Annotated in this window: 18 protein-coding genes and 3 tRNA genes; all 21 read left to right on the plus strand. The window is 61.1% G+C overall.

The genetic code is table 11. The features are described from left to right. Positions 1-8 precede the first annotated feature (8 nt). The 21 genes from leuD to ACA070_RS10180 all read left to right on the plus strand — a co-directional run bounded on the left by leuD (position 9) and on the right by ACA070_RS10180 (position 22,211). Complete coding sequence (gene leuD / locus ACA070_RS10080) at positions 9-653, plus strand: 3-isopropylmalate dehydratase small subunit (RefSeq protein ID WP_497450995.1); 645 nt, start codon at positions 9-11, stop codon at positions 651-653. A 155-nt stretch (positions 654-808) separates the two neighbouring features. Beyond that, complete coding sequence (locus ACA070_RS10085; RefSeq protein ID WP_497450996.1) at positions 809-1,576, plus strand: class I SAM-dependent methyltransferase; 768 nt, start codon at positions 809-811, stop codon at positions 1,574-1,576. A 51-nt stretch (positions 1,577-1,627) separates the two neighbouring features. Continuing rightward, positions 1,628-2,710, plus strand: coding sequence for a 3-isopropylmalate dehydrogenase (gene leuB / locus ACA070_RS10090; RefSeq protein WP_497450997.1), 1,083 nt, complete (start codon positions 1,628-1,630; stop codon positions 2,708-2,710). 69 nt (positions 2,711-2,779) lie between these two features. Continuing rightward, a complete protein-coding gene (gene asd, locus ACA070_RS10095) occupies positions 2,780-3,892 on the plus strand; it encodes an aspartate-semialdehyde dehydrogenase (RefSeq protein WP_461958149.1) in 1,113 nt (370 codons plus the stop codon). A 284-nt stretch (positions 3,893-4,176) separates the two neighbouring features. Beyond that, positions 4,177-5,187, plus strand: coding sequence for an aspartate-semialdehyde dehydrogenase (locus ACA070_RS10100; RefSeq protein ID WP_497450998.1), 1,011 nt, complete (start codon positions 4,177-4,179; stop codon positions 5,185-5,187). A gap of 208 nt (positions 5,188-5,395) precedes the next feature. Next, complete coding sequence (locus tag ACA070_RS10105; RefSeq protein WP_497450999.1) at positions 5,396-8,038, plus strand: FimV/HubP family polar landmark protein; 2,643 nt, start codon at positions 5,396-5,398, stop codon at positions 8,036-8,038. Between the two features lie 146 nt (positions 8,039-8,184). Continuing rightward, positions 8,185-9,075, plus strand: coding sequence for a tRNA pseudouridine(38-40) synthase TruA (gene truA / locus ACA070_RS10110; RefSeq protein WP_497451000.1), 891 nt, complete (start codon positions 8,185-8,187; stop codon positions 9,073-9,075). A 63-nt stretch (positions 9,076-9,138) separates the two neighbouring features. Further along, a complete protein-coding gene (locus tag ACA070_RS10115) occupies positions 9,139-9,762 on the plus strand; it encodes a phosphoribosylanthranilate isomerase (protein WP_497451001.1) in 624 nt (207 codons plus the stop codon). A 209-nt stretch (positions 9,763-9,971) separates the two neighbouring features. Beyond that, complete coding sequence (accD, locus tag ACA070_RS10120) at positions 9,972-10,892, plus strand: acetyl-CoA carboxylase, carboxyltransferase subunit beta (protein ID WP_462026535.1); 921 nt, start codon at positions 9,972-9,974, stop codon at positions 10,890-10,892. After that, the gene (folC, locus tag ACA070_RS10125; RefSeq protein WP_497451002.1) at positions 10,889-12,196 is read left to right on the plus strand and encodes a bifunctional tetrahydrofolate synthase/dihydrofolate synthase; all 1,308 of its coding nucleotides are present in this window, start codon (positions 10,889-10,891) and stop codon (positions 12,194-12,196) included. Before accD ends, folC begins: the two co-directional genes overlap by 4 nt. Continuing rightward, positions 12,180-12,851 (plus strand): SPOR domain-containing protein, encoded by a 672-nt coding sequence (locus ACA070_RS10130; RefSeq protein ID WP_497451003.1) that lies wholly within the window; start codon positions 12,180-12,182, stop codon positions 12,849-12,851. The genes folC and ACA070_RS10130 overlap by 17 nt, the downstream gene beginning before the upstream one ends. Before the next feature lie 274 nt (positions 12,852-13,125). After that, the gene (locus ACA070_RS10135; RefSeq protein WP_109633196.1) at positions 13,126-13,686 is read left to right on the plus strand and encodes a CvpA family protein; all 561 of its coding nucleotides are present in this window, start codon (positions 13,126-13,128) and stop codon (positions 13,684-13,686) included. Between the two features lie 41 nt (positions 13,687-13,727). Then, entirely contained in the window at positions 13,728-15,233 is a 1,506-nt protein-coding gene (gene purF, locus ACA070_RS10140; protein WP_007935163.1) for an amidophosphoribosyltransferase, read from the plus strand. Between the two features lie 149 nt (positions 15,234-15,382). Then, complete coding sequence (locus ACA070_RS10145; RefSeq protein WP_497451004.1) at positions 15,383-16,594, plus strand: O-succinylhomoserine sulfhydrylase; 1,212 nt, start codon at positions 15,383-15,385, stop codon at positions 16,592-16,594. Beyond that, a complete protein-coding gene (locus ACA070_RS10150; RefSeq protein WP_497451005.1) occupies positions 16,591-17,367 on the plus strand; it encodes an SDR family oxidoreductase in 777 nt (258 codons plus the stop codon). Before ACA070_RS10145 ends, ACA070_RS10150 begins: the two co-directional genes overlap by 4 nt. Before the next feature lie 258 nt (positions 17,368-17,625). Then, positions 17,626-17,701, plus strand: a tRNA-Val gene (locus ACA070_RS10155). A 55-nt stretch (positions 17,702-17,756) separates the two neighbouring features. Then, positions 17,757-17,833 (plus strand) — tRNA-Asp (locus ACA070_RS10160). A 105-nt stretch (positions 17,834-17,938) separates the two neighbouring features. Next, positions 17,939-18,015: transfer RNA gene (locus tag ACA070_RS10165), tRNA-Asp, on the plus strand. Positions 18,016-18,263: 248 nt separating this feature from the next. Then, positions 18,264-18,773: a sigma-70 family RNA polymerase sigma factor gene (locus tag ACA070_RS10170; protein ID WP_497451006.1), complete on the plus strand. Its 510-nt coding sequence runs from the start codon at positions 18,264-18,266 to the stop codon at positions 18,771-18,773. Beyond that, the gene (locus ACA070_RS10175; protein WP_497451007.1) at positions 18,770-19,720 is read left to right on the plus strand and encodes a FecR domain-containing protein; all 951 of its coding nucleotides are present in this window, start codon (positions 18,770-18,772) and stop codon (positions 19,718-19,720) included. Before ACA070_RS10170 ends, ACA070_RS10175 begins: the two co-directional genes overlap by 4 nt. A 67-nt stretch (positions 19,721-19,787) precedes the next feature. After that, positions 19,788-22,211: a TonB-dependent siderophore receptor gene (locus ACA070_RS10180; protein WP_497451008.1), complete on the plus strand. Its 2,424-nt coding sequence runs from the start codon at positions 19,788-19,790 to the stop codon at positions 22,209-22,211. The last annotated feature ends 145 nt before the right edge of the window (positions 22,212-22,356 follow it).

Below are 22,356 nucleotides of genomic sequence, written 5' to 3' on the forward strand. Positions count from 1 at the left end.
AGCGCAGCATGAAAGCTTTTACCCAGCACACTGGTCTTGTCGCGCCTCTGGATCGTGCCAACGTCGACACTGACCAGATCATCCCGAAGCAGTTCTTGAAGTCGATCAAGCGCACGGGTTTCGGCCCGAACCTGTTCGATGAGTGGCGCTACCTGGATGTCGGGCAGCCGTATCAGGACAACTCCAAGCGTCCACTGAACAAGGACTTCGTGCTCAACGCCGAGCGTTATCAAGGCGCCAGCGTATTGCTGGCCCGCGAGAACTTCGGTTGCGGCTCCAGCCGTGAACACGCGCCGTGGGCCCTGGAAGAATACGGTTTCCGCAGCATCATCGCGCCGAGCTACGCCGACATCTTCTTCAACAACAGCTTCAAGAACGGCTTGCTGCCGATCATCTTGAGCGACGCCGACGTGGATGAGCTGTTCCAGCAGGTTGAAGCGACGCCGGGTTATCAGTTGCAGGTTGATCTGCAAGCCCAGACCGTGACCCGTCCGGATGGCAAGGTGTTGAGCTTTGAAATCGACGCGTTCCGTAAGCATTGTCTGCTCAATGGTCTGGACGATATCGGCCTGACGTTGATGGACCACGAGGCGATTGCGACGTTTGAAGCCAAGCATCGTGCGAGCCAGCCGTGGTTGTTTCGCGACGCTTGATTGAGCCGAGATTGATGTAGGCCGCTCCGGCCTCATCGCTAGCAGGCTAGCTCCCACAGGGATTTGTGTACGCCATAGATCTAATGTGGGAGCTAGCCTGCTAGCGATGGCGGCAGTAGAGGCACCCCAAGACTCACCCCAAAAAGGAAGTCCCCATGACCAGCACCGCCCAGCACAGCCAGGTAGTCCAAAAGCAATTCGGTGAACAGGCCGCGGCCTATCTGAGCAGCGCCGTACATGCTCAAGGCACCGAATTCGCGCTGCTACAGGCCGAACTGGCCGGGCAGGGTGATGCACGGGTTCTGGACCTGGGTTGCGGCGCCGGTCACGTCAGTTTTCACGTGGCTTCGCTGGTCAAGGAGGTCGTGGCCTACGACCTGTCCCAGCAGATGCTCGACGTGGTCACCGGTGCCGCCGTTGATCGCGGGCTGAGTAACGTGTCCACGGTCCTTGGTGCCGCCGAGCGATTGCCGTTCGCTGATGGTGAATTTGACTTCGTGTTCAGCCGTTACTCGGCGCACCATTGGAGCGATCTCGGCCTGGCTCTGCGCGAAGTGCGCCGGGTGCTGAAGCCGGGTGGCGTGGCGGCGTTCGTTGACGTGTTGTCACCGGGCAGTCCGTTGTTCGACACTTACCTGCAAAGCGTCGAAGTGCTGCGCGACACCAGCCATGTGCGCGATTATTCCGCCGGCGAGTGGTTGCGTCAGGTCAGTGAAGCGGGGTTGCATACCCGCAGCACCACCCGTCAACGCCTGCGTCTTGAGTACACCAGCTGGGTCGAGCGCATGCGCACACCGCAAGTGATGCGCGCGGCCATCCGCGAGCTGCAGCAGTCGATGGGCAATGAAGTGCGCGAAAATTTTGAGATTGAGGCCGATGGTTCGTTCAGTACAGATGTGCTGGTACTGATCGCCGAACGATAGAATTTTTCCGGGCGTGCCCCTGGGCGCACCGACTGATGACATGAGGAAAGCATGAGCAAGCAGATTCTGATTCTCCCAGGCGACGGTATTGGTCCGGAAATCATGGCCGAAGCGGTCAAGGTGCTGGAGCTGGCCAACGACAAGTACGCATTGGGCTTCGACCTGAGCTTTGATGTGATCGGTGGCGCCGCCATCGACAAGCACGGCGTGCCGCTGGCCGACGAAACCCTGGACCGTGCCCGCGCCGCCGACGCTGTGCTGCTGGGCGCCGTGGGCGGCCCGAAATGGGACACCATCGAGCGTGATATCCGCCCTGAGCGCGGCCTGCTGAAAATCCGTGCGCAACTGGGCCTGTTCGGCAACTTGCGTCCGGCGATCCTGTATCCGCAACTGGCTGAAGCCTCGAGCCTGAAGCCTGAAATCGTCGCGGGCCTGGACATCCTGATCGTCCGTGAACTGACCGGCGGCATCTACTTCGGTGCGCCACGCGGCACCCGCACCCTGGAAAACGGCGAGCGTCAGGCCTACGACACCCTGCCGTACAGCGAAAGCGAAATCCGCCGCATCGCCCGTGTCGGTTTCGACATGGCCATGGTGCGCGGCAAAAAGCTGTGCTCAGTGGACAAGGCCAACGTACTGGCGTCCAGCCAGTTGTGGCGTGAAATCGTCGAGCAAGTGGGCAAGGATTACCCGGAAGTCGAACTGAGCCACATGTACGTCGACAACGCCGCCATGCAGTTGGTGCGCGCACCGAAGCAATTCGACGTGATCGTCACCGACAACCTGTTTGGCGACATCCTGTCCGATCAGGCGTCGATGCTCACCGGTTCCATCGGCATGCTGCCGTCGGCATCGCTGGATACCAACAACAAAGGCATGTACGAGCCGTGCCACGGTTCGGCGCCGGACATCGCTGGCAAGGGCATTGCCAACCCGTTGGCGACCATTTTGTCGGTGTCGATGATGTTGCGTTACAGCTTCAATCTGCAGGATGCGGCCGATGCCATCGAGAAGGCCGTCAGTCTGGTATTGGATCAGGGCTTGCGCACGGGCGACATCTGGTCGACCGGTTGCACTAAAGTCGGTACGCAGGAAATGGGTGACGCAGTAGTCGCCGCGCTGCGGAATCTGTAATCTCTCGGGCCCGCTGCCACTTTCACTCTTGAAAGCAGCGGCCCACTTTTTAAAGAAGGTGTAGTTGCGATGAAACGTGTAGGTCTGATCGGTTGGCGCGGTATGGTCGGTTCCGTGCTCATGCAGCGGATGCTGGAAGAGCAGGATTTCGATCTTATCGAGCCGGTGTTTTTCACCACTTCCAATGTCGGTGGCCAAGGCCCGTCCGTGGGCAAGGATATTGCTCCGCTCAAGGACGCTTACAGCATTGAAGAGCTGAAAACCCTCGACGTGATTCTGACCTGCCAGGGTGGCGACTACACCAGTGAAGTCTTCCCGAAACTGCGCGAAGCCGGCTGGCAGGGTTACTGGATCGACGCCGCTTCCAGCCTGCGCATGCAGGATGACGCGGTGATCGTGCTGGACCCGGTGAACCGCAAGGTCATCGACCAGCAGCTCGACGCGGGCACCAAGAACTACATCGGCGGCAACTGCACCGTCAGCCTGATGCTGATGGGTCTGGGCGGTCTGTTTGAAGCCGGTCTGGTGGAGTGGATGAGTGCCATGACCTATCAGGCGGCCTCCGGTGCCGGCGCGCAGAACATGCGTGAACTGATCAAGCAAATGGGCGCGACCCACGCCGCTGTCGCCGATCAACTGGCCGACCCGGCCAGCGCCATCCTCGACATCGACCGTCGTGTCGCCGAAGCCATGCGCAGCGACGCGTACCCGACCGAAAACTTCGGCGTGCCGCTGGCCGGCAGCCTGATCCCGTGGATCGACAAGGAACTGCCGAACGGCCAGAGCCGCGAAGAGTGGAAGGCCCAGGCCGAGACCAACAAGATCCTCGGTCGCTTCAAGAGCCCGATCCCGGTCGATGGCATCTGCGTGCGCATCGGCGCCATGCGTTGCCACAGCCAGGCGCTGACCATCAAGCTGAACAAAGACGTGCCGATCGCCGACATCGAAGGGCTGATCAGCCAGCACAACCCTTGGGTCAAACTGGTGCCGAACAACCGCGACATCAGCATTCAGGAGCTGAGCCCGACGAAAGTCACCGGCACCCTGAACGTACCGGTGGGCCGTCTGCGCAAGCTGAACATGGGCACGCAGTACGTCGGCGCGTTCACCGTCGGCGACCAGCTGCTGTGGGGCGCGGCCGAACCGCTGCGTCGCATGCTGCGGATCCTGCTTGAGCGTTGATTGATTGAAGCAATGAAAGAACCCGTGCCTTGAAAGAGGTGCGGGTTTTTTTATACCCGACAGCCTTAGATTTGTCGGGTGTCAGACAGGCCGCCTTCGCGGGCAAGCCTCGCTCCTACAGGTTGTTCGGTTGTACCCATATTCCACGTGCGACACAAAACCTGTAGGAGCGAGGCTTGCCCGCGAAGGCGGTCTGTCTGGCACCGCAAATCCCCGGCAGAAATTGCCTGCGCGGCGGTCAGCCGGTAAAGTGCCGCTCCCCCCGTTTCGCCAGAGGTAGAACCATGAGCCAGTCCTTTGATATTGCCGTGATCGGCGCCACCGGTACTGTCGGCGAAACGCTCGTGCAGATTCTCGAAGAACGCGACTTCCCGGTCGGCAACCTGCACCTGCTGGCCAGCAGCGAGTCCGCCGGGCATTCGGTGCCGTTTCGTGGCAAGAACGTGCGGGTGCGTGAAGTCGACGAATTCGATTTCAGCAAAGTCCAGCTGGTGTTCTTTGCCGCCGGCCCGGCGGTGACCCTGAGTTTCGCCTCGCGCGCCACCGCCGCCGGCTGCTCGCTGATCGACTTGTCCGGCGCCTTGCCGGCCGATCAGGCGCCGCAAGTTGTGCCGGAAGCCAACGCCGACATCCTCGCCGGTTTGAAAAAACCGTTCCAGGTCAGCAGCCCAAGCCCATCGGCCACGACGCTGGCCGTGGTGCTGGCGCCGTTGCTCGGTTTGCTCGACCTGCAACGCATCAACTTGACCGCCAGCCTGGCGGTCTCCGCCCAGGGCCGCGAAGCGGTGACCGAGCTGGCCCGGCAAACCGCCGAGCTGCTCAATGTGCGCCCGCTGGAGCCGACCTTTTTCGATCGGCAAATGGCGTTCAACCTGTTGGCTCAGGTCGGCAAACCTGATGAACAGGGCCACACGATGCTGGAAAAACGCCTGGTGCGTGAGTTGCGTCAGGTCATGGCGTTGCCTTTATTAAAGATTTCCGTCACTTGCATTCAAGCCCCGGTGTTTTTTGGCGATAGCTTTAGCGTGACCTTGCAGTCTGCGAGCGCTGTGGACCTGGCGAAAATCAATGCGGCGCTGGAAGACGCGCCGGGTATCGAACTGGTTGAAGCCGGCGATTACCCGACAGCGGTAGGCGATGCGGTAGGGCAGGACGTGGTCTACGTTGGTCGGGTTCGCCAAGGTATCGACGACCCGTCGGAACTTAATGTGTGGCTGACGTCAGATAACGTACGCAAAGGCGCCGCGCTCAATGCTGTGCAGGTGGCTGAATTGTTGATAAAAGACCTGCTGTAAAAGATACTTGGCAACAATTTTTCGAATGAGTCCAGTCGAGCGCTATGCTTGGCCGGATTGCTGATGGCGAGCCACCCTGCGGGGCTTTCCGGGGCATGAATGAAATGATCGCGCGTGACGACCCTTCGTCGCCGCGCGCAATGCCTTACGGCAGCGGCTATCAACACCTTCTCGCTGGCCGAGGAATGTTCAAACAAAGGATGAGGCTATGGTTCAAGTTCGCAAACTGGTGTTAGCAATAGCGGCCGCCTCGGCGCTGTCCTCCGGTATGGCGCATGCCCTCGGGCTCGGGGAATTGACCCTGAAGTCGACGCTGAACCAACCTCTGGTGGCGGAAATCGAGCTGCTCGACGTCAAGGACCTCACCGCCGCGGAAGTGGTGCCGAGCCTGGCTTCGCCCGAAGATTTCGCCAAGGCCGGTGTCGATCGTCAGGCGTTTCTCAACGACCTGACCTTCACGCCCGTGCTCAACGCCAGCGGTAAAAGCATCCTGCGTGTGACGTCCAGCAAGCCGCTGTCCGAGCCGATGGTGAAATTCCTGGTTCAGGTGATGTGGCCCAACGGTCGACTGCTGCGCGATTACAGCGTGCTGCTAGATCCGTCCAAATTCTCCCCGCAGACCGCTGAAGCGGCTGCGCAGCCTGCGCCGACCCAAACGGTTACTGCGCCGGTGACCGGTGCCACCCAGCCGGCCCAATACACCACCACGCCGCGCGATACCCTGTGGGAAATCGCCGCCAAAGCGCGTAATGGCGGGTCGGTCCAGCAAACCATGCTGGCTATCCAGGCGCTGAACCCGGACGCCTTTATCGACGGCAACATCAACCGGCTGAAAACCGGCCAGGTGCTGCGCATGCCCGATCAGGCGCAGAGCACCAGCCTGGCGCAACCCAAGGCAATCGCTGAGGTTGCGGCGCAGAACACCGCGTGGCGCCAGGGTCGTCGTTATGTGGCGAAGCCCGGCACCGGGCAGCAGCAACTCGATGCCACCAAGCGTGGCCGCGCTGACGCCGCTCCGACGCAAGCAGCAAAAGACAATTTGAGCCTGGTCTCTGCCGAAACCGGCAAAGGCCGTGGCAAAGGCGCGGCAGGCGATGCCAAAGCCTTGGGCAACAAACTGGCCGTCACCCAGGAAAGCCTCGACACGACCCGTCGTGACAATGCCGAACTGAAAAGCCGCATGACCGATCTGCAAAGTCAGATGGAAAAGCTGCAACGCCTGATTGAACTGAAGAACAATCAATTGGCCAAGTTGCAGGCCGAAGGCGCTGCTGATGCGCCGGCTGCAGCGGCGACCGCTCCGGCAATGAATGCTGAACTGGCCGCCAACCCTGCGGCGACACCCACGGAAGTGCCTCCAGCTCCGGTAGCGCCTGCGCCAGAGGTGGCAACGCCTGAGGCCGCCCCGGCGCCAGTGCCTGCCGAGCCACCCGTCGAGCCGACGCCAGTCGCTTCCGACGACCAGAAATTCAACGAGCTGCTGACCAATCCGGTCCTGCTGGGTCTGGTGGGCGGCGGTGCAGTGGTTCTGCTGCTGTTGCTGCTGTTGCTGGCACGTCGCCGCAAAGCGCAGCAGGAAGCCGAGAAACACCTGCGCATGGCGCGTGCTCTGGAAGAAGAGAAGGAGTTTTCCGCCGAGCAGGATCTGCCGGAAAGCAGCTTCGAAGGCCTGGAAGTTCCGCCGCCAAGCGTGACGCTCGCTCCCGCGCCGATGCCAACACCTGCACCTTCACCTGCGCCAGCGCCAACTCCGGACGTTATGACGACGCCGATCGCCGCGCCACTGGTCTCGCCAGCAGCCGACCGCGATGACGACGTACTGACCAAGGCTCAGTCGCACATTGCCGCCGGTCGTTTGAATCAGGCAGCTGCGTTGCTTGAAGACGGCATCAAGCAAGAACCACAGCGAAGCGACCTGCGCCTGAAGCTGATGGAAGTCTACGGCCAGCAGGGCGATCGCGATGCATTTGTCGCCCAGGAGCGCCAGTTGGTGGCCAACGGTGACAACTTCGCCCAGGTCGAGAAGCTCAAAACCCGCTTTCCGGCCATGGCTATCGCCGCTGCCGGTGGTCTCGCCGCTGCCGCCATCGCCGCCGAGCTGGACGCGCAGTACGTCAAGGATCTGCTGCTGGACGAACCGCAAGCGCCGGCACCGGCAGTGCCTGATGACTTCGACAGTGCCTTCGATCTGAGCCTGGATGATCTGGAGGCCGCTTCTCCGGCGGTGGTTGCAGCAGAACCGGAATCGGCGGCTGACCTCGAAGAATTCCCGCTGGACGACGACCTGAGCTTTGAGTCGGTGTTGAAGGAACAGACCGACATCAAGGAAAACCTCGACGACCTGTCGGACTTCGATCTGGACATGGATCTGGGCGCAGACCCATCGCCGGCGATCCTTGCGGAAGACGACTTCCTGCTGGATCTGGACGAAGGCGTGAAGGACTTGCCTGTCGAGCCTGTGAAGCCTGAAGTTCCACAAGACGATCTGGAGTTGCCGGCCGATTTCGACTTGTCGCTGGCCGATGAAATGGACACCGCCGCCACCGCCCCGAACGAGCCGGACGCTTTCGCTGCCGAGCTGGAAGACGTCAACGCCGAGCTGGATCGTCTGTCCCAGAGCATGGGCGAGCCGACCTTTACCGCAGAAGACGCGATGGCTTCCGCGGCGGACGAGCCGGATTTCGACTTCCTCTCCGGCACCGATGAAGTCGCCACCAAACTCGATCTGGCCCAGGCCTACATCGACATGGGTGACAACGACGGCGCTCGGGACATCCTCAACGAGGTAGTGGCCGAGGGCAATGCTGGGCAGAAGAGCGAAGCCAAGGAGATGCTTTCGCATCTGGCTTGAGAGGTCGGTAGGCAGTAAATGAAACGGCAGCCCTGTGAGGCTGCCGTTTTTGTTTCAGCGGTGTTCGGCGGCGTTCCGACGATGGCGGTGTCACATTCAACACCGTATCAACTGTTGCACTGGCGTCCCGGTCCGGTGGCCTTATAATGCCCGCCTTTGCGCACTCAGCAGGCTGTTACTCCTTGGCAAATTTAGATAACCCGGCCGCCGAACTGGCGGCCGACGGCTTTTTCCGGATCGCGTTGGGCGTTGAATACAAAGGCTCGCGTTATCGCGGCTGGCAGCGCCAGGCCTCCGGCGTGCTCACCGTGCAGGAAACCCTCGAAAAGGCCTTGTCCAAAGTCGCCGACTCACCGGTGTCGTTGCTCTGTGCCGGGCGCACGGACGCTGGCGTGCATGCCTGCGGCCAGGTTGTGCATTTCGATACGCAGGTCGAGCGTTCGATGAAGGCCTGGGTCATGGGCGCCAATATCAACTTGCCCCACGACGTCAGTGTCAGCTGGGCCAAGGTCATGCCGGCGCATTTTCATGCGCGCTTCAAGGCCATCGCCCGCCGCTATCGCTACGTGATCTACAACGATCAGATCCGCCCGGCGCACCTGAACGAAGAAATCACCTGGAACCACCGTCCGCTCGACGTCGAGCGCATGGCCGAAGCGGCCCAGTATCTGGTTGGTACCCATGATTTCAGCGCATTTCGCGCCGGTCAGTGCCAGGCCAAGTCGCCGATCAAGGAACTGCATCACCTGCGTGTCACACGTCACGGCAAGATGATCGTGCTGGATATTCGCGCCAGCGCCTTCCTGCACCACATGGTGCGCAACATCGCCGGCGTATTGATGACCATCGGTGCCGGCGAGCGCCCGGTGGAGTGGATGAAGGAAGTGCTGGAGAGCCGGATCCGTCGTTCTGGCGGGGTGACGGCGCATCCTTTCGGCCTGTATCTGGTGCAGGTCGAGTATCGCGACGAGTTTGAACTGCCCGAGCGTTACATCGGCCCACACTTCCTCACCGGCTTCTCTGAACTTGACGGCTGACGCCCTCGAACGCATTTGTTACCATCCGGGACTTTCTCGGATTTGCCCTGAGGTTTTATCGACATGTCAGCCGTTCGCAGCAAGATTTGTGGGATTACCCGCATAGAAGATGCGTTGGCGGCGGTCGAGGCCGGGGCGGATGCCATCGGGTTTGTGTTTTACGCCAAGAGCCCGCGGGCGGTGACGTTCCAGCAGGCGCGCGCGATTATCAAGGCGCTGCCGCCATTCGTGACCACCGTGGGGTTGTTCGTCAACACCAGCCGCTGCGAGTTGGGCGAACTGCTCGACGCCGTGCCGCTGGACCTGTTGCAGTTCCATGGCGACGAAACCGCGGCCGACTGTGAAAGCTGGCACCGCCCGTATATCAAGGCGCTGCGGGTCAAGGCCGGCGACGACATCGCGGCGGCATGCGATGCGTTCCCAAGCGCCAGCGGTATCCTGCTCGATGCCTACGTTGAAGGCGTTCCCGGCGGAACCGGTGAAGCGTTCGACTGGTCTCTGATACCGCAGGGCTTGAGCAAGCCGATCATCCTCGCGGGCGGTTTGACTTCGGATAACGTGGCGCAGGCAATTGCCCGGGTTCGGCCTTACGCGGTGGACGTCAGCGGTGGGGTAGAGGCCAGCAAGGGCATCAAGGATCACGCAAAGATTCAGGCATTCATCAAGGCTGTACGTAGTAGCACGTAGTTGATGTGACGGCTGGCAGACTGCCGCCGTCCCAAAATGCACTGCGCTGCACAAAGCAGGCACGGCTGAGGATTGATGGGTTGTACGCAGGTCACGCTTCACTGACCCGGCCATCCACCGATCATCGCCACACACATGAATTTAGCTCAAGGGCATACGCGGGGCTGCGAACCATAGCGTTCGGGCCGCCGGTACTGGAGAAAGAAAGCATGAGCAACTGGTTAGTAGACAAACTGATCCCTTCGATCATGCGTTCCGAGGTCAAGAAGAGCTCGGTGCCTGAAGGTCTGTGGCACAAATGCCCGTCTTGCGAGGCTGTGCTGTATCGTCCGGAGCTGGAAAAGACCCTGGACGTTTGCCCCAAGTGCAACCACCACATGCGTATCGGCGCCCGTGCGCGCATCGACATCTTCCTCGACGCCGAAGGCCGTGCCGAATTGGGCGCCGACCTGGAGCCAGTTGACCGTCTGAAATTCCGCGACGGCAAGAAGTACAAGGATCGCCTGACCGCTGCCCAGAAGCAGACCGGCGAAAAAGACGCACTGATCTCCATGAGCGGCACCCTGCTGGGCATGCCGGTGGTGGTCTCGGCCTTCGAATTCTCCTTCATGGGCGGTTCGATGGGCGCCATCGTTGGTGAGCGTTTTGTCCGCGCCGCCAACTACGCGCTGGAAAACCGTTGCCCGATGATCTGCTTCGCCGCCTCCGGTGGTGCGCGGATGCAGGAAGCCCTGATCTCCCTGATGCAAATGGCCAAGACCTCTGCGGTACTGGCGCGTCTGCGTGAAGAAGGCATTCCGTTCATCTCCGTGCTGACCGACCCGGTCTACGGCGGCGTTTCCGCCAGTCTGGCGATGCTGGGCGACGTGATTGTCGGTGAGCCGAAAGCCCTGATCGGTTTCGCCGGTCCGCGCGTTATCGAGCAAACCGTGCGCGAAAAACTGCCGGAAGGCTTCCAGCGCAGCGAGTTTCTGCTGGAACACGGCGCGATCGACTTGATCGTTCACCGTCAGGAACTGCGTCCACGCCTGGGCAACCTGCTGGCACAAATGATGGGCCTGCCAACGCCGAAATTCGTCGCCGCACCCATCGAGCCGATCGTGGTTCCACCGGTACCTGCCAACCTATGACCGAACGTACCCTTGGCGAGTGGCTCGCCTACCTTGAGCAGTTGCACCCTTCGGCCATCGACATGGGCCTTGAGCGCTCGCAACAGGTAGCGTCCCGCATGGGACTGGGCAAGCCGGCGCCTCGGGTGATTACGGTCACCGGCACCAACGGCAAGGGTTCTACCTGCGCATTCGTGGCTTCGCTGCTGCGGGCGCAGGGCCTGAACGTCGGTGTCTACAATTCTCCGCACCTGCTGCGTTACAACGAGCGGGTGCAGGTCAATGGCGTCGAAGCCACTGACAAAGAGCTGTGCGAAGCCTTTGCTGTGGTCGAGGCGGGCCGGGGCGAGACGTCCCTGACGTACTTCGAAATGGGCACCCTGGCGGCGTTCTGGCTGTTCCAGCAGGCAAGGCTTGATGCCGTGGTGCTGGAAGTCGGCCTCGGCGGGCGTCTGGACACGGTCAACGTGGTCGATGCCGACATGGCGCTGGTCACCAGCATCGGTGTCGACCACGCCGATTACCTGGGCGATACCCGTGAATCCGTGGCTTTCGAGAAAGCCGGGATCTTCCGTCAGGGCGCGCCTGCGCTCTGTGGCGACCTGAATCCTCCGCAACCTCTGCTGGATAAAGCACGCGAGCTCAATTGCCCGTTTTTCCTGCGTGGCCGCGATTTTGATCTCGGTATCACCGATCACAACTGGCAATGGCGCGGGGTAGACGCTCAAGGGCGTGTGGTCGAGTTGCGTGATCTGCCGCTGCTCGACCTGCCGATGGAAAACGCTGCATTGGCCTTGCAGGCTTACCTGTTGCTCGGTTTGCCCTGGGTGGATGCACAGATTATTGAGGCCCTGAAGGCGACGCGGGTGGTCGGTCGTCTCGATCGCCGTCAGTTCGATTGGCAGGGCAAGCGCCTGAACCTGCTGCTGGATGTGGGTCATAACCCGCATGCGGCTGAGTATCTGGCGCGCCGTCTGGCCAGTCGTCCACCGGTCGGCAAGCGTCTGGCGGTGTTTGGATTGCTGGCGGACAAGGATCTGGATGGTGTTGTCGGTGAATTGAATGCTAGTGTCCAGCAATGGGCTGTCGCGCCGCTGGATTCACCGCGTGCGCGCCCGGTTGCCGATTTGCAGGCGGCGTTGCAGAACCTTGGCGCCGCGGTAACGTCCTATGACAGTGTGGCCGCCGCCCTGGAAGGGCAGTGCGCACTGGCGACGAGCGACGACGAGATTCTGTTGTTCGGATCATTTTATTGTGTTGCCGAGGCCCTTGAATGGCTGGCCCGGCGCTCCACGGAGGAAGCGGCAAATGGCATTGCTGGATAAGGCATACAAACAGCGCATGGTTGGCGCCCTGGTTCTGGTGGCGCTGGCGGTTATTTTTCTGCCGATGCTGTTCTCCCGCCAGGATGAGCAGCGTCAAGTGACGGTCGAAGCCCCATCTGCACCGCAAGCACCGTCGGTGCCGCAAGTGCAGGTCGAGCCGGTGGTGGTTCCTGAGCCGCAAGCGCTGCCTCAAGAACCGGTGCCGAGCGATGATGAAATCGCTCAGCAAGAAGCACCGTCCGCGCCGATTGCACCGAGTGCGCCAGTGGCGCCTGTGCCTGCTGCCAAGCCGGTCGCGCCAGCACCTGCACCTGTTCCTGCTATGGCTGCCAAGCCTGCAACCGCGCCGTCTCAGCCAATCACTGCTGCGCCGGGCAAGCCGGACACGACTCAAAGCCGCGTCGATGCAAATGGCCTGTCGGTCAGCTGGTCGGTGCAACTGGCCAGCCTGTCGAGCCGTGCAAGTGCCGAAAGCCTGCAAAAAGACCTGCGCAGTCAGGGCTATAACGCCTACATCCGTACGGCCGATGGCAAGAATCGGGTGTTTGTCGGGCCGCTGATCGAGCGCGCCGAAGCTGATCGTCTGCGCGACTTGTTGGGCCGCCAGAAGAACCTCAAGGGGTTTGTGGTGCGTTTCCAGCCTGAGCGCGGCTGACAATGATGCTCAAATCTCTGTAGCAGCTGCCGAGCCTGCGAGGCTGCGTCCGGCTGTGAAGCGGCCGTAAACCCTACTTGCACGGTATGTCAGAAACACCGAGTTGCCTGATTTTACGGCTGCTGCGCAGCCGGACGCAGGCTTCGCCAGCTGCTACAGGGGCCGGTGTCACTTAAAACTATCGCCCCGATTTGAAATGCACTGACAATCGCAGCTTACCGATAGCCATGGGCTCTGCTAAAATGCGCCGCCTTATCCGTCTGTAGGCTGCACTGTGCCATTTACCTGGGTTGACTGGGCGATCGTTGCAATCGTCGCCATCTCCGCATTGATCAGTCTGAGCCGCGGCTTCGTCAAAGAAGCATTATCGCTGGTGACCTGGATCATCGCAGGAGTCGTCGCCTGGATGTTCGGTGGTGCATTGTCCGAGTACCTCGCCGGATACATCGAAACGCCATCGGCTCGTGTGATCACGGGCTGTGCCATCATGTTTGTCGCCACTTTAATCGTAGGCGCAATGATCAATTATCTTATCGGCGAGTTGGTTCGCGTCACCGGGCTGTCCGGGACCGATCGATTCCTCGGCATGGCATTCGGCGCTGCGCGTGGCGTGTTGCTGGTGGTCGTGGCGGTCGGGCTGTTGAGCCTGGGGCCGGTACAGCAGGACGGGTGGTGGCAACAGTCACAGCTCGTGCCAAAATTTCTATTGGTCGCAGACTGGTCCAAAAACCTGATCCTCGGGTGGAGCAGTCAGTGGCTTGCCAGCGGTATCAGCGTACCCGCTGAGATACCGTTCAAGGAGCACCTCTTGCCGATGGCCAAAACGCCTCAGTGAGTTGTGTTCAGTTCAGATCCATTAAGTAGGGGTTGCGTCGCATGTGTGGCATCGTCGGTATCGTCGGTAAGTCGAACGTCAATCAGGCGCTGTATGACGCGCTAACCGTCCTCCAGCACCGCGGCCAGGACGCTGCCGGTATCGTGACCAGCCATGATGGCCGGTTATTCCTGCGCAAGGACAATGGCCTGGTGCGTGACGTGTTCCATCAGCGTCACATGCAGCGCCTGGTCGGTCACATGGGCATTGGCCATGTGCGTTACCCGACCGCGGGCAGCTCGACCTCGGCCGAAGCTCAACCGTTTTACGTCAACTCGCCTTACGGCATTACCCTGGCGCACAACGGTAACCTGACCAACGTTGAACAGCTGGCCAAGGAGATTTACGAATCTGACCTGCGCCACGTCAACACCAACTCCGATTCGGAAGTGCTGCTCAACGTGTTCGCGCACGAACTGGCCCAGCGCGGCAAGTTGCAGCCAACCGAAGAAGACGTGTTCGCTGCGGTGACCGACGTGCACAACCGTTGCGTCGGTGGTTACGCGGTCGTCGCGATGGTGACCGGTTACGGCATCGTTGGTTTCCGCGACCCGCACGGCATCCGCCCGATCGTCTTCGGCCAGCGTCACACCGACGAAGGCGTCGAGTACATGATCGCCTCCGAGAGCGTCTCCCTGGACGTGCTCGGTTTCACCCTGATTCGCGATCTGGCGCCAGGCGAAGCGGTCTACATCACTGAAGACGGCAAGCTGCACACCCGTCAGTGCGCGACCAACCCGTCCCTGACCCCGTGCATCTTCGAACACGTCTACCTGGCGCGTCCGGACTCGATCATCGACGGCGTTTCGGTCTACAAGGCCCGTCTGCGCATGGGCGAGAAACTCGCCGAGAAGATCCTGCGCGAGCGTCCGGATCACGACATCGACGTGGTCATCCCGATTCCGGACACCAGCCGCACCGCGGCCCTGGAGCTGGCGAACCACTTGGGCGTCAAGTTCCGCGAAGGCTTCGTGAAGAACCGCTACATCGGCCGGACCTTCATCATGCCGGGCCAGGCCGCACGGAAAAAATCCGTACGCCAGAAGCTCAACGCTATCGAACTGGAATTCCGCGGCAAAAACGTGATGCTGGTGGACGACTCGATCGTTCGCGGCACCACGTGCAAGCAGATCATCCAGATGGCCCGTGAAGCCGGCGCGAAAAACGTCTACTTCTGCTCCGCGGCCCCGGCCGTTCGCTACCCGAACGTCTACGGCATCGACATGCCAAGCGCCCACGAGCTGATCGCTCACAACCGTTCGACTCAGGACGTGGCGGATCTGATCGGCGCAGACTGGCTGATCTATCAGGACTTGCCTGACTTGATCGAAGCGGTCGGTGGCGGCAAGATCAAGATCGACAAGTTCGATTGCGCGGTGTTCGACGGCCAGTACGTCACCGGTGACGTCGACGAGGCTTACCTGAACAAGATCGAGCAGGCACGGAACGATGCCTCCAAGGTCAAGACGCAGGCAGTCAGCGCGATCATTGATCTGTATAACAACTGAGTAAAACCCGGCCTGTAGGAGCGAGGCTTGCCCGCGAAGGGTCCCTTGAGGACGCTAAAAGCTTCGCGGGCAAGCCTCGCTCCTACAAAGGTGTCCCTCCTCAAGGCCGGTTTTGTATCTACTAAAAGAGCAAGGCAAGGAGTGACAGCATGAGTCAGGATTGGGATGCCGGTCGGCTGGACAGCGACCTCGAAGGCGTAGCGTTCGATACCCTGGCCGTACGCGCCGGTCAGCACCGCACGCCGGAAGGCGAGCACGGTGATCCGATGTTCTTCACTTCCAGCTATGTATTCCGTACTGCTGCCGACGCCGCGGCGCGCTTTGCCGGTGAAGTGCCGGGCAACGTCTACTCGCGTTATACCAACCCGACCGTGCGTGCATTCGAAGAGCGCATTGCCGCGCTGGAAAGCGCCGAGCAAGCGGTGGCCACAGCCACTGGCATGGCCGCAATCATGGCGGTGGTGATGAGCCTGTGCAGCGCCGGCGACCATGTGTTGGTGTCGCGCAGCGTGTTTGGCTCGACCATCAGCCTGTTCGAGAAGTACTTCAAGCGTTTTGGTATCGAAGTCGACTACGTGCCTCTGGCGGACTTGTCCGGTTGGGACGCGGCGATCAAGGCCAACACCAAATTGCTGTTCGTCGAGTCTCCGTCCAATCCACTGGCCGAGCTGGTGGACATCGCCGAACTGTCGAAAATCGCTCACGCCAAAGGCGCGATGCTGGTGGTCGACAACTGCTTCTGCACCCCTGCGTTGCAACAGCCGCTGAAGATGGGCGCGGACATCGTCGTGCATTCTGCGACCAAGTTCATCGACGGCCAGGGTCGTTGCATGGGCGGCGTTGTCGCCGGTCGCAGCGAGCAGATGAAAGAAGTGGTGGGTTTCCTGCGTACCGCCGGGCCGACCCTGAGCCCGTTCAACGCCTGGATCTTCCTCAAGGGCCTGGAAACCCTGAGCCTGCGCATGAAAGCGCATTGCGCCAACGCCCAGCAACTGGCCGAGTGGCTGGAGCGGCAGGACGGCATCGAGAAAGTCCATTACGCCGGCCTTAACAGCCATCCGCAGCACGAACTGGCCCTGCGTCAGCAGAAAGGTTTCGGCGCCGTGGTGAGTTTCGAGGTCAAGGGTGGCAAAGAGGGCGCCTGGCGTTTTATCGATGCGACCCGCCTGATTTCGATCACCGCCAACCTGGGCGACAGCAAAACCACCATCACGCACCCGAGCACCACCTCCCACGGCCGTCTGGCGCCGCAAGAGCGTGAAGCGGCGGGTATTCGTGACAGCCTGATCCGCATCGCGGTCGGTCTGGAAGACGTGGCTGACCTGCAAGCCGATCTGGCGCGCGGGTTGGCTGCCTTGTGATCGAGTTGTCGACGCCGGGCACTGGCACCCATGGCCGCGTTGCACTGGTCACCGGTGCCGCACGCGGCATCGGGCTGGGGATTGCGGCCTGGCTGATCAGCGAAGGCTGGCAGGTGGTGCTGACCGACCTTGACCGAGAGCGCGGTTCGAAAGTGACGAAGGTGCTGGGCGCAAACGCCTGGTTCATCGCCATGGACGTCTCGAACGAGGGGCAAGTGGCGTTGGGCGTCGCCGAAGTGTTGGGGCAGTTTGGGCGCCTGGATGCGCTGGTGTGTAACGCGGCGATTGCCGACCCGCACAACATCACGCTGGAAAGCCTCGATCTGGCTTATTGGAATCGGGTGCTGGCGGTCAATCTCAGTGGGCCGATGCTATTGGCCAAACACTGTGCGCCGTACTTGCGCGCTCACAGCGGTGCGATCGTCAACCTGGCCTCGACCCGCGCCGCGCAGTCCGAGCCGGACACAGAGGCTTACGCGGCGAGCAAGGGCGGTCTGTTGGCCCTGACTCACGCGCTGGCCATCAGCCTTGGGCCGGAAATTCGCGTCAACGCGGTCAGCCCCGGCTGGATCGATGCGCGAGACCCGGCGGCGCGACGTGCCGAACCCTTGACCGATGCCGACCATGCCCAGCATCCGGCGGGCAGGGTAGGGATCGTCGAAGACGTTGCGGCGATGGTGGCCTGGCTGTTGTCGAAGAATGCCGGCTTCGTCACGGGCCAGGAGTTTGTGGTCGATGGCGGCATGACCAAGAAGATGATTTACAGCGAGTGATGGGGCAGAGGTGCTGTCTTCAGCATTGAGGTTGAATGTGCCGCCGCTTTCGCGAGCAGGCTCGCTCCCACATTTAGAAAGCATGTTGCCTGACGAAACGCGGTCCACTGTGGGAGCGAGCCTGCTCGCGAAAGCGGTCTGACGGTTTGCGACCCCGGTGCGGAATGACACGATTCTGTCTTTTTCAGAAAAACTTCAATCCTGCTATTGACTTAGGTTCGCTACCTGCGTAAATTTCGCGGCCTCGGAGATGCAAACGGGTGATTAGCTCAGCTGGGAGAGCGTCTGCCTTACAAGCAGAATGTCGGCGGTTCGATCCCGTCATCACCCACCAAATCCGAGAGTCTTGCGAAAGCAAGATGGAAGCTTTTAAAAGCCTCCACCGACGCGCAGCGGTAGTTCAGTCGGTTAGAATACCGGCCTGTCACGCCGGGGGTCGCGGGTTCGAGTCCCGTCCGCTGCGCCATATTTTCCGAGTCAGGCTTGCCCTGATTCGAGATTGAAAGAGAGACTGAAAAGTCTCGGAGCTTTCAATCAGACGAGTTACTTGGACGCAAGTCCAAAGCGATACGCAGCGGTAGTTCAGTCGGTTAGAATACCGGCCTGTCACGCCGGGGGTCGCGGGTTCGAGTCCCGTCCGCTGCGCCATATCTGCTTCAAGGCCCACTGAACGCCTTGGAGCTACGAAGAAAGCCACTGGCTGTCTTCGAGTCGATAGCAAAGACCCTGGTCGAAAGACCGGGGTTTTTTGTGTCTGCGATTTGGCTTTTCCTCCCTTCATACCCTGCCAATCCAGCCTTTCTGCTCAGCCAATGCATAAAGAGCTTCCTTCACACGCCCGACATTAATTAGAATCACTCTCATTTACGATAACTCCTGGCACAGGGCTTCTTGAAATGAGTGATGCAGCGATGCCGGAGGAGCAAACCTTCCACGATTTGTACCGCGACCATCGCGGCTGGCTCGAAAGCTGGTTGAGACGACGCTTGAGCAATGGTCACGATGCGGCGGACCTGAGCCAGGATACGTTCGTGCGTTTGCTCGCCAGCTCCCAGCGCATTGCTGACCTGCAAGAACCCCGCGCCTACCTGGCGACCGTGGGCAAACGGTTGCTGACCAACTTCTACAAGCGCCGCAGCCTGGAGCAGGCTTACCTGAATGCACTGGCGCTTTTGCCAGAAGACTGCGTGCCATCCCCTGAACAGCGCTGGATCCTGCTGGAAACCCTGCAAGCCCTCGACGAATTGCTCGATGGATTGCCGATCCCGGTACGAAGGGCGTTTCTCTGGAGTCAACTGGAAGGCCTGGGTTATCAAGAAATCGCCGAGCGCCTGCAAGTCTCGGAGCGCACGATCAAGCGCTACATGGCCCAAGCCTACGAGCATTGCCTGCTGGTGGATCTGTGATCGGTTCCGCCCCTTCGGCTGACGCCCGCCAAGTCATACGGGCGGCCGCGCAGTGGCTGGCGCTCATGGAATCGGGCACTGCCAATGAGCGGGATCGAGCCGAATTGCAGACCTGGCGCGACAGCCATTCCAGCCACGAGCAGGCCTGGCAAAAAGCGCAACTGCTGCGTCAACGCTTTGCCGACCTGCCGTCAGCGCTGGCGATGGCCAGTCTGGACCGGCCGCAGCCGAGCCGACGCACCGTGCTCAAGCGCGCCATCGGAGCGGTGGCGTTGGTGCCGACCGCCTGGCTGATCAGTCGGCAGTTGCCTCTGGATATCTGGGGTGCCGACCTGCGGACAGCGACCGGGGAGGGCAGGAAAGTCCAGTTGGCCGATGGCAGCTCGCTGCAGCTGAACACCGCGAGCGCCGTCGATATCGATCTGAACAACCGGCTGCTCAAGCTTGTTGAGGGCGAAATAGCCCTGAAAGTCCCCGGCACCTCGCCGCTGACAATCCAGACGCACTTCGGCCAGGTGGTCGTCAGTCAAAGTGAAGTGTGCGTTCGTCAATGGCAGACGGGGTGTAAGGTATCGGTGCTCAACGGCACGGTGCAGTTGCAGCCTTTGCACGGCCCCGTCTTTTCGTTGCGCGCAGGCCAGCAAGTCAGCCTTCAGGCAGCGGGTGCCGACGCTGTAGAGCCTTTCGACGTGCTTGCTCCAGGCTGGCGCGACGGTGTGTTGATGGCGCAGAACCAGCCCCTGGGGGATTTTTTGCGCGAACTCAGCACCTATCGCCCGGGCGTGCTGCGCTGGGAGCCAGAACTGGAATCCCTGCGTGTCACCGGCAGTTTTCGCCTGGAAGACACCGATCGTATCCTCGCGCTGCTGGCGGCCAGCCTGCCGTTGGAGGTGCATTCGCGTACGCGTTATTGGGTAACGCTGCTGCCGCGCAAAAATAGTGTTTGAAGCGTGTCCCCTTTTTTCGCCTCGCTTGTCATTCAAGGCAAGTGAACGAATCAAGAGAGCCTTTTCAATGCCCGCAGTGTTCCCGTCCAGTTCGCGTTTGGCTTCATCCCGCCTGCGCCCGTTCTTGCATTTGAGTCTGTTGCTGAGCCTCAGCACCTGTCCGCTGTTCATCACCGCCAGTTGGGCCGAAGACGCACCTCGACGCAGCTATCAGGTGCCGGCCGGCAGCCTCAGCGCAGCGCTGACCCGTTTCGCCGGACTGGCCGGGGTCAATCTGTCCGTGGACCCGGCGCTGGTGAGCGGTCGCAACAGCCCCGGTCTGTCCGGCGAATACGCAGTGGAGGAGGGCTTCGCTCGACTGTTGCAGGGTTCCGGCCTGCAATTGCAGCCGGTGGGTGAACAGGCGTACATCCTGACCCCAGCGCCAGAAGGCAGCGGCCTGCAACTGGGCGCCACCTCGATTCTCGGTGCCATCGACCCGGTGGACGGCGATCCGTATGCCGGCGGCCAGGTTGCGCGCCGTGGTTCGCAAGGCCTGCTGGGCTCGAAAGACTTTATGGAAACGCCGTTCAGCATGACCACCTACACCAGCGAGGTGGTCAAGAACCAGCAGGCGCGTACTTTGGGCGATCTGATCGCCAACGACCCATCGGTTCGCGCCACCAACCCGGCGGGTGGACGTTATGAGCAGTTCACCATTCGCGGGCTCAGCCTGTTCAACAGTGATGTTGCCTACAACGGTCTTTACGGCGTCCTGCCGACCTACACGATCGACATGGAAATGGCCGACCGCGTCGACGTCCTCAAAGGTCCAAGCCAACTGATCAACGGCATCTCGCCAAGGGGCAGTGTGGGTGGCGGGATCAACGTGGTGCCCAAGCGTGCCACCGACAAACCGATCACTTCATTCACCGGCAACTACGCGTCCGACAGCCAGGTCGGCGGTGCCGTGGATGTCGGTCGACGGTTTGGTGAAGACAACAAGTTCGGTCTTCGTTTCAACGGCGTCAAGCAGTCCGGCGACACCGATTGGGACCAGCAGAATGTCGACCGCGAGATGGCCGTGCTGGGCCTGGATTTTCGCGGTGAACGCCTGCGGCTCTCGACGGACATCGGGCGCACCGAGCGTGACACCGACGCGCCGCAGGAGCGCGTGCAGGTCAATGCCAACGCGCAGGTCCCGCGTGCCAGCGATGTGCGCCACAACTATGCGCAGCCGTGGAGCAAGGCGAGCACCAACGACACGTTCGGCACGGTGAACGGCGAATTCGATGTCAACGATTCCGTCATGTTGTACGGCGGTGTGGGCGCGCGCAAAAGCAACCATGACTTTCTCCGGCATGCCGTTGCGGTCACCAACAACGCGGGCGATTTCAGTGTTCAGCCACGTGATTTCACCCGCGACGAAAATGTCCGGACGGCCACGGCAGGCGTGCGCAACTGGTTTCATACCGGCGCGGTAAGCCATGAGGTCAACCTCGCCGCCAGCTATTTCTACATGGACTTCGAGAATGGCGGCGCGCGTTACGCGGCCGCCCCCAGTAACCTCTACAACCCCGTGGAAACACCCACGCCGCTCAGACCCACGCGGCAGGATGCGAAGGTCTATACCGAGAACCGCTTCAGCGGCGTGGCGTTGTCCGACACCCTGGGCTTCTTCGATGATCGGTTGCTGCTGACCCTCGGCGCCCGCTGGCAGCGGGTGAAGGTTGACGACTGGTCGGATAACGTCAAAGGCGACACCGCCTACGACGAGGAAAAGGTTTCGCCGTCGGGTGGCATCCTGTTCAAGGCCACCGATAAGCTGTCGCTGTACGCCAATTACATGGAAGGCCTGAGCCAGGGCAAGATCGCGCCGTCGACTTCGGTGAATGAGGACGAAATCTTCCCGCCGTTCATCAGCCGTCAGGTCGAGGTCGGCGCCAAGTATGACGCGGGTGCATTTGCCGTGACCGCCGCAGTGTTCCGGATCAAGCAGCCAGCGTATGAGACCAACGCCACGACGCGCGTCTTCGGCCCGAACGGCAAGCGTGAGAACACGGGCGTGGAGCTGAGTGTGTTTGGCGAACCGCTCGATGGCTTCCGCCTGCTCGGCGGCGTTATGTACATCGACAGCGAGCTGACCAACACGGCCAATGGCACCTTCGACGGCAACCGGGCGCCGGCCACGCCGAAATACAACGTCAACCTGGGCGCCGAGTGGGACGTGCCGACCTTAGAGGGCCTGACCCTCACCAGCCGTGGCATCTATTCCAGCTCCCAGTACCTGGACCAGTCCAACAACAAGGAAATCGATTCCTGGGAGCGTTTCGACGTGGGCGCACGCTACGCGTTCAAGGTCGAGGGAAAGAACATCACATTGCGCGCCAATATCGAGAACGTGGCGGACAAGCGCTATTGGAGTTCGGCCGGTGCTTCGGATGACAGCGAGCCTGGGTTGACGCTTTCGACTCCACGTACCTACCTGCTTTCGGCAACGGTCGACTTCTGACGGCATCTCAATGGCTGACCTGACGCCATCGCGAGCAGGCTCGCTCCCACATGGGTTTTGCGTTGTTGCATAGATTTAATGCACAACACCAATCCCCTGTGGGAGCGAGCCTGCTCGCGATGGCGGCATCAGCAGCGCCGAAGAT

Source organism: Pseudomonas sp. LBUM1678 (assembly GCF_059695575.1).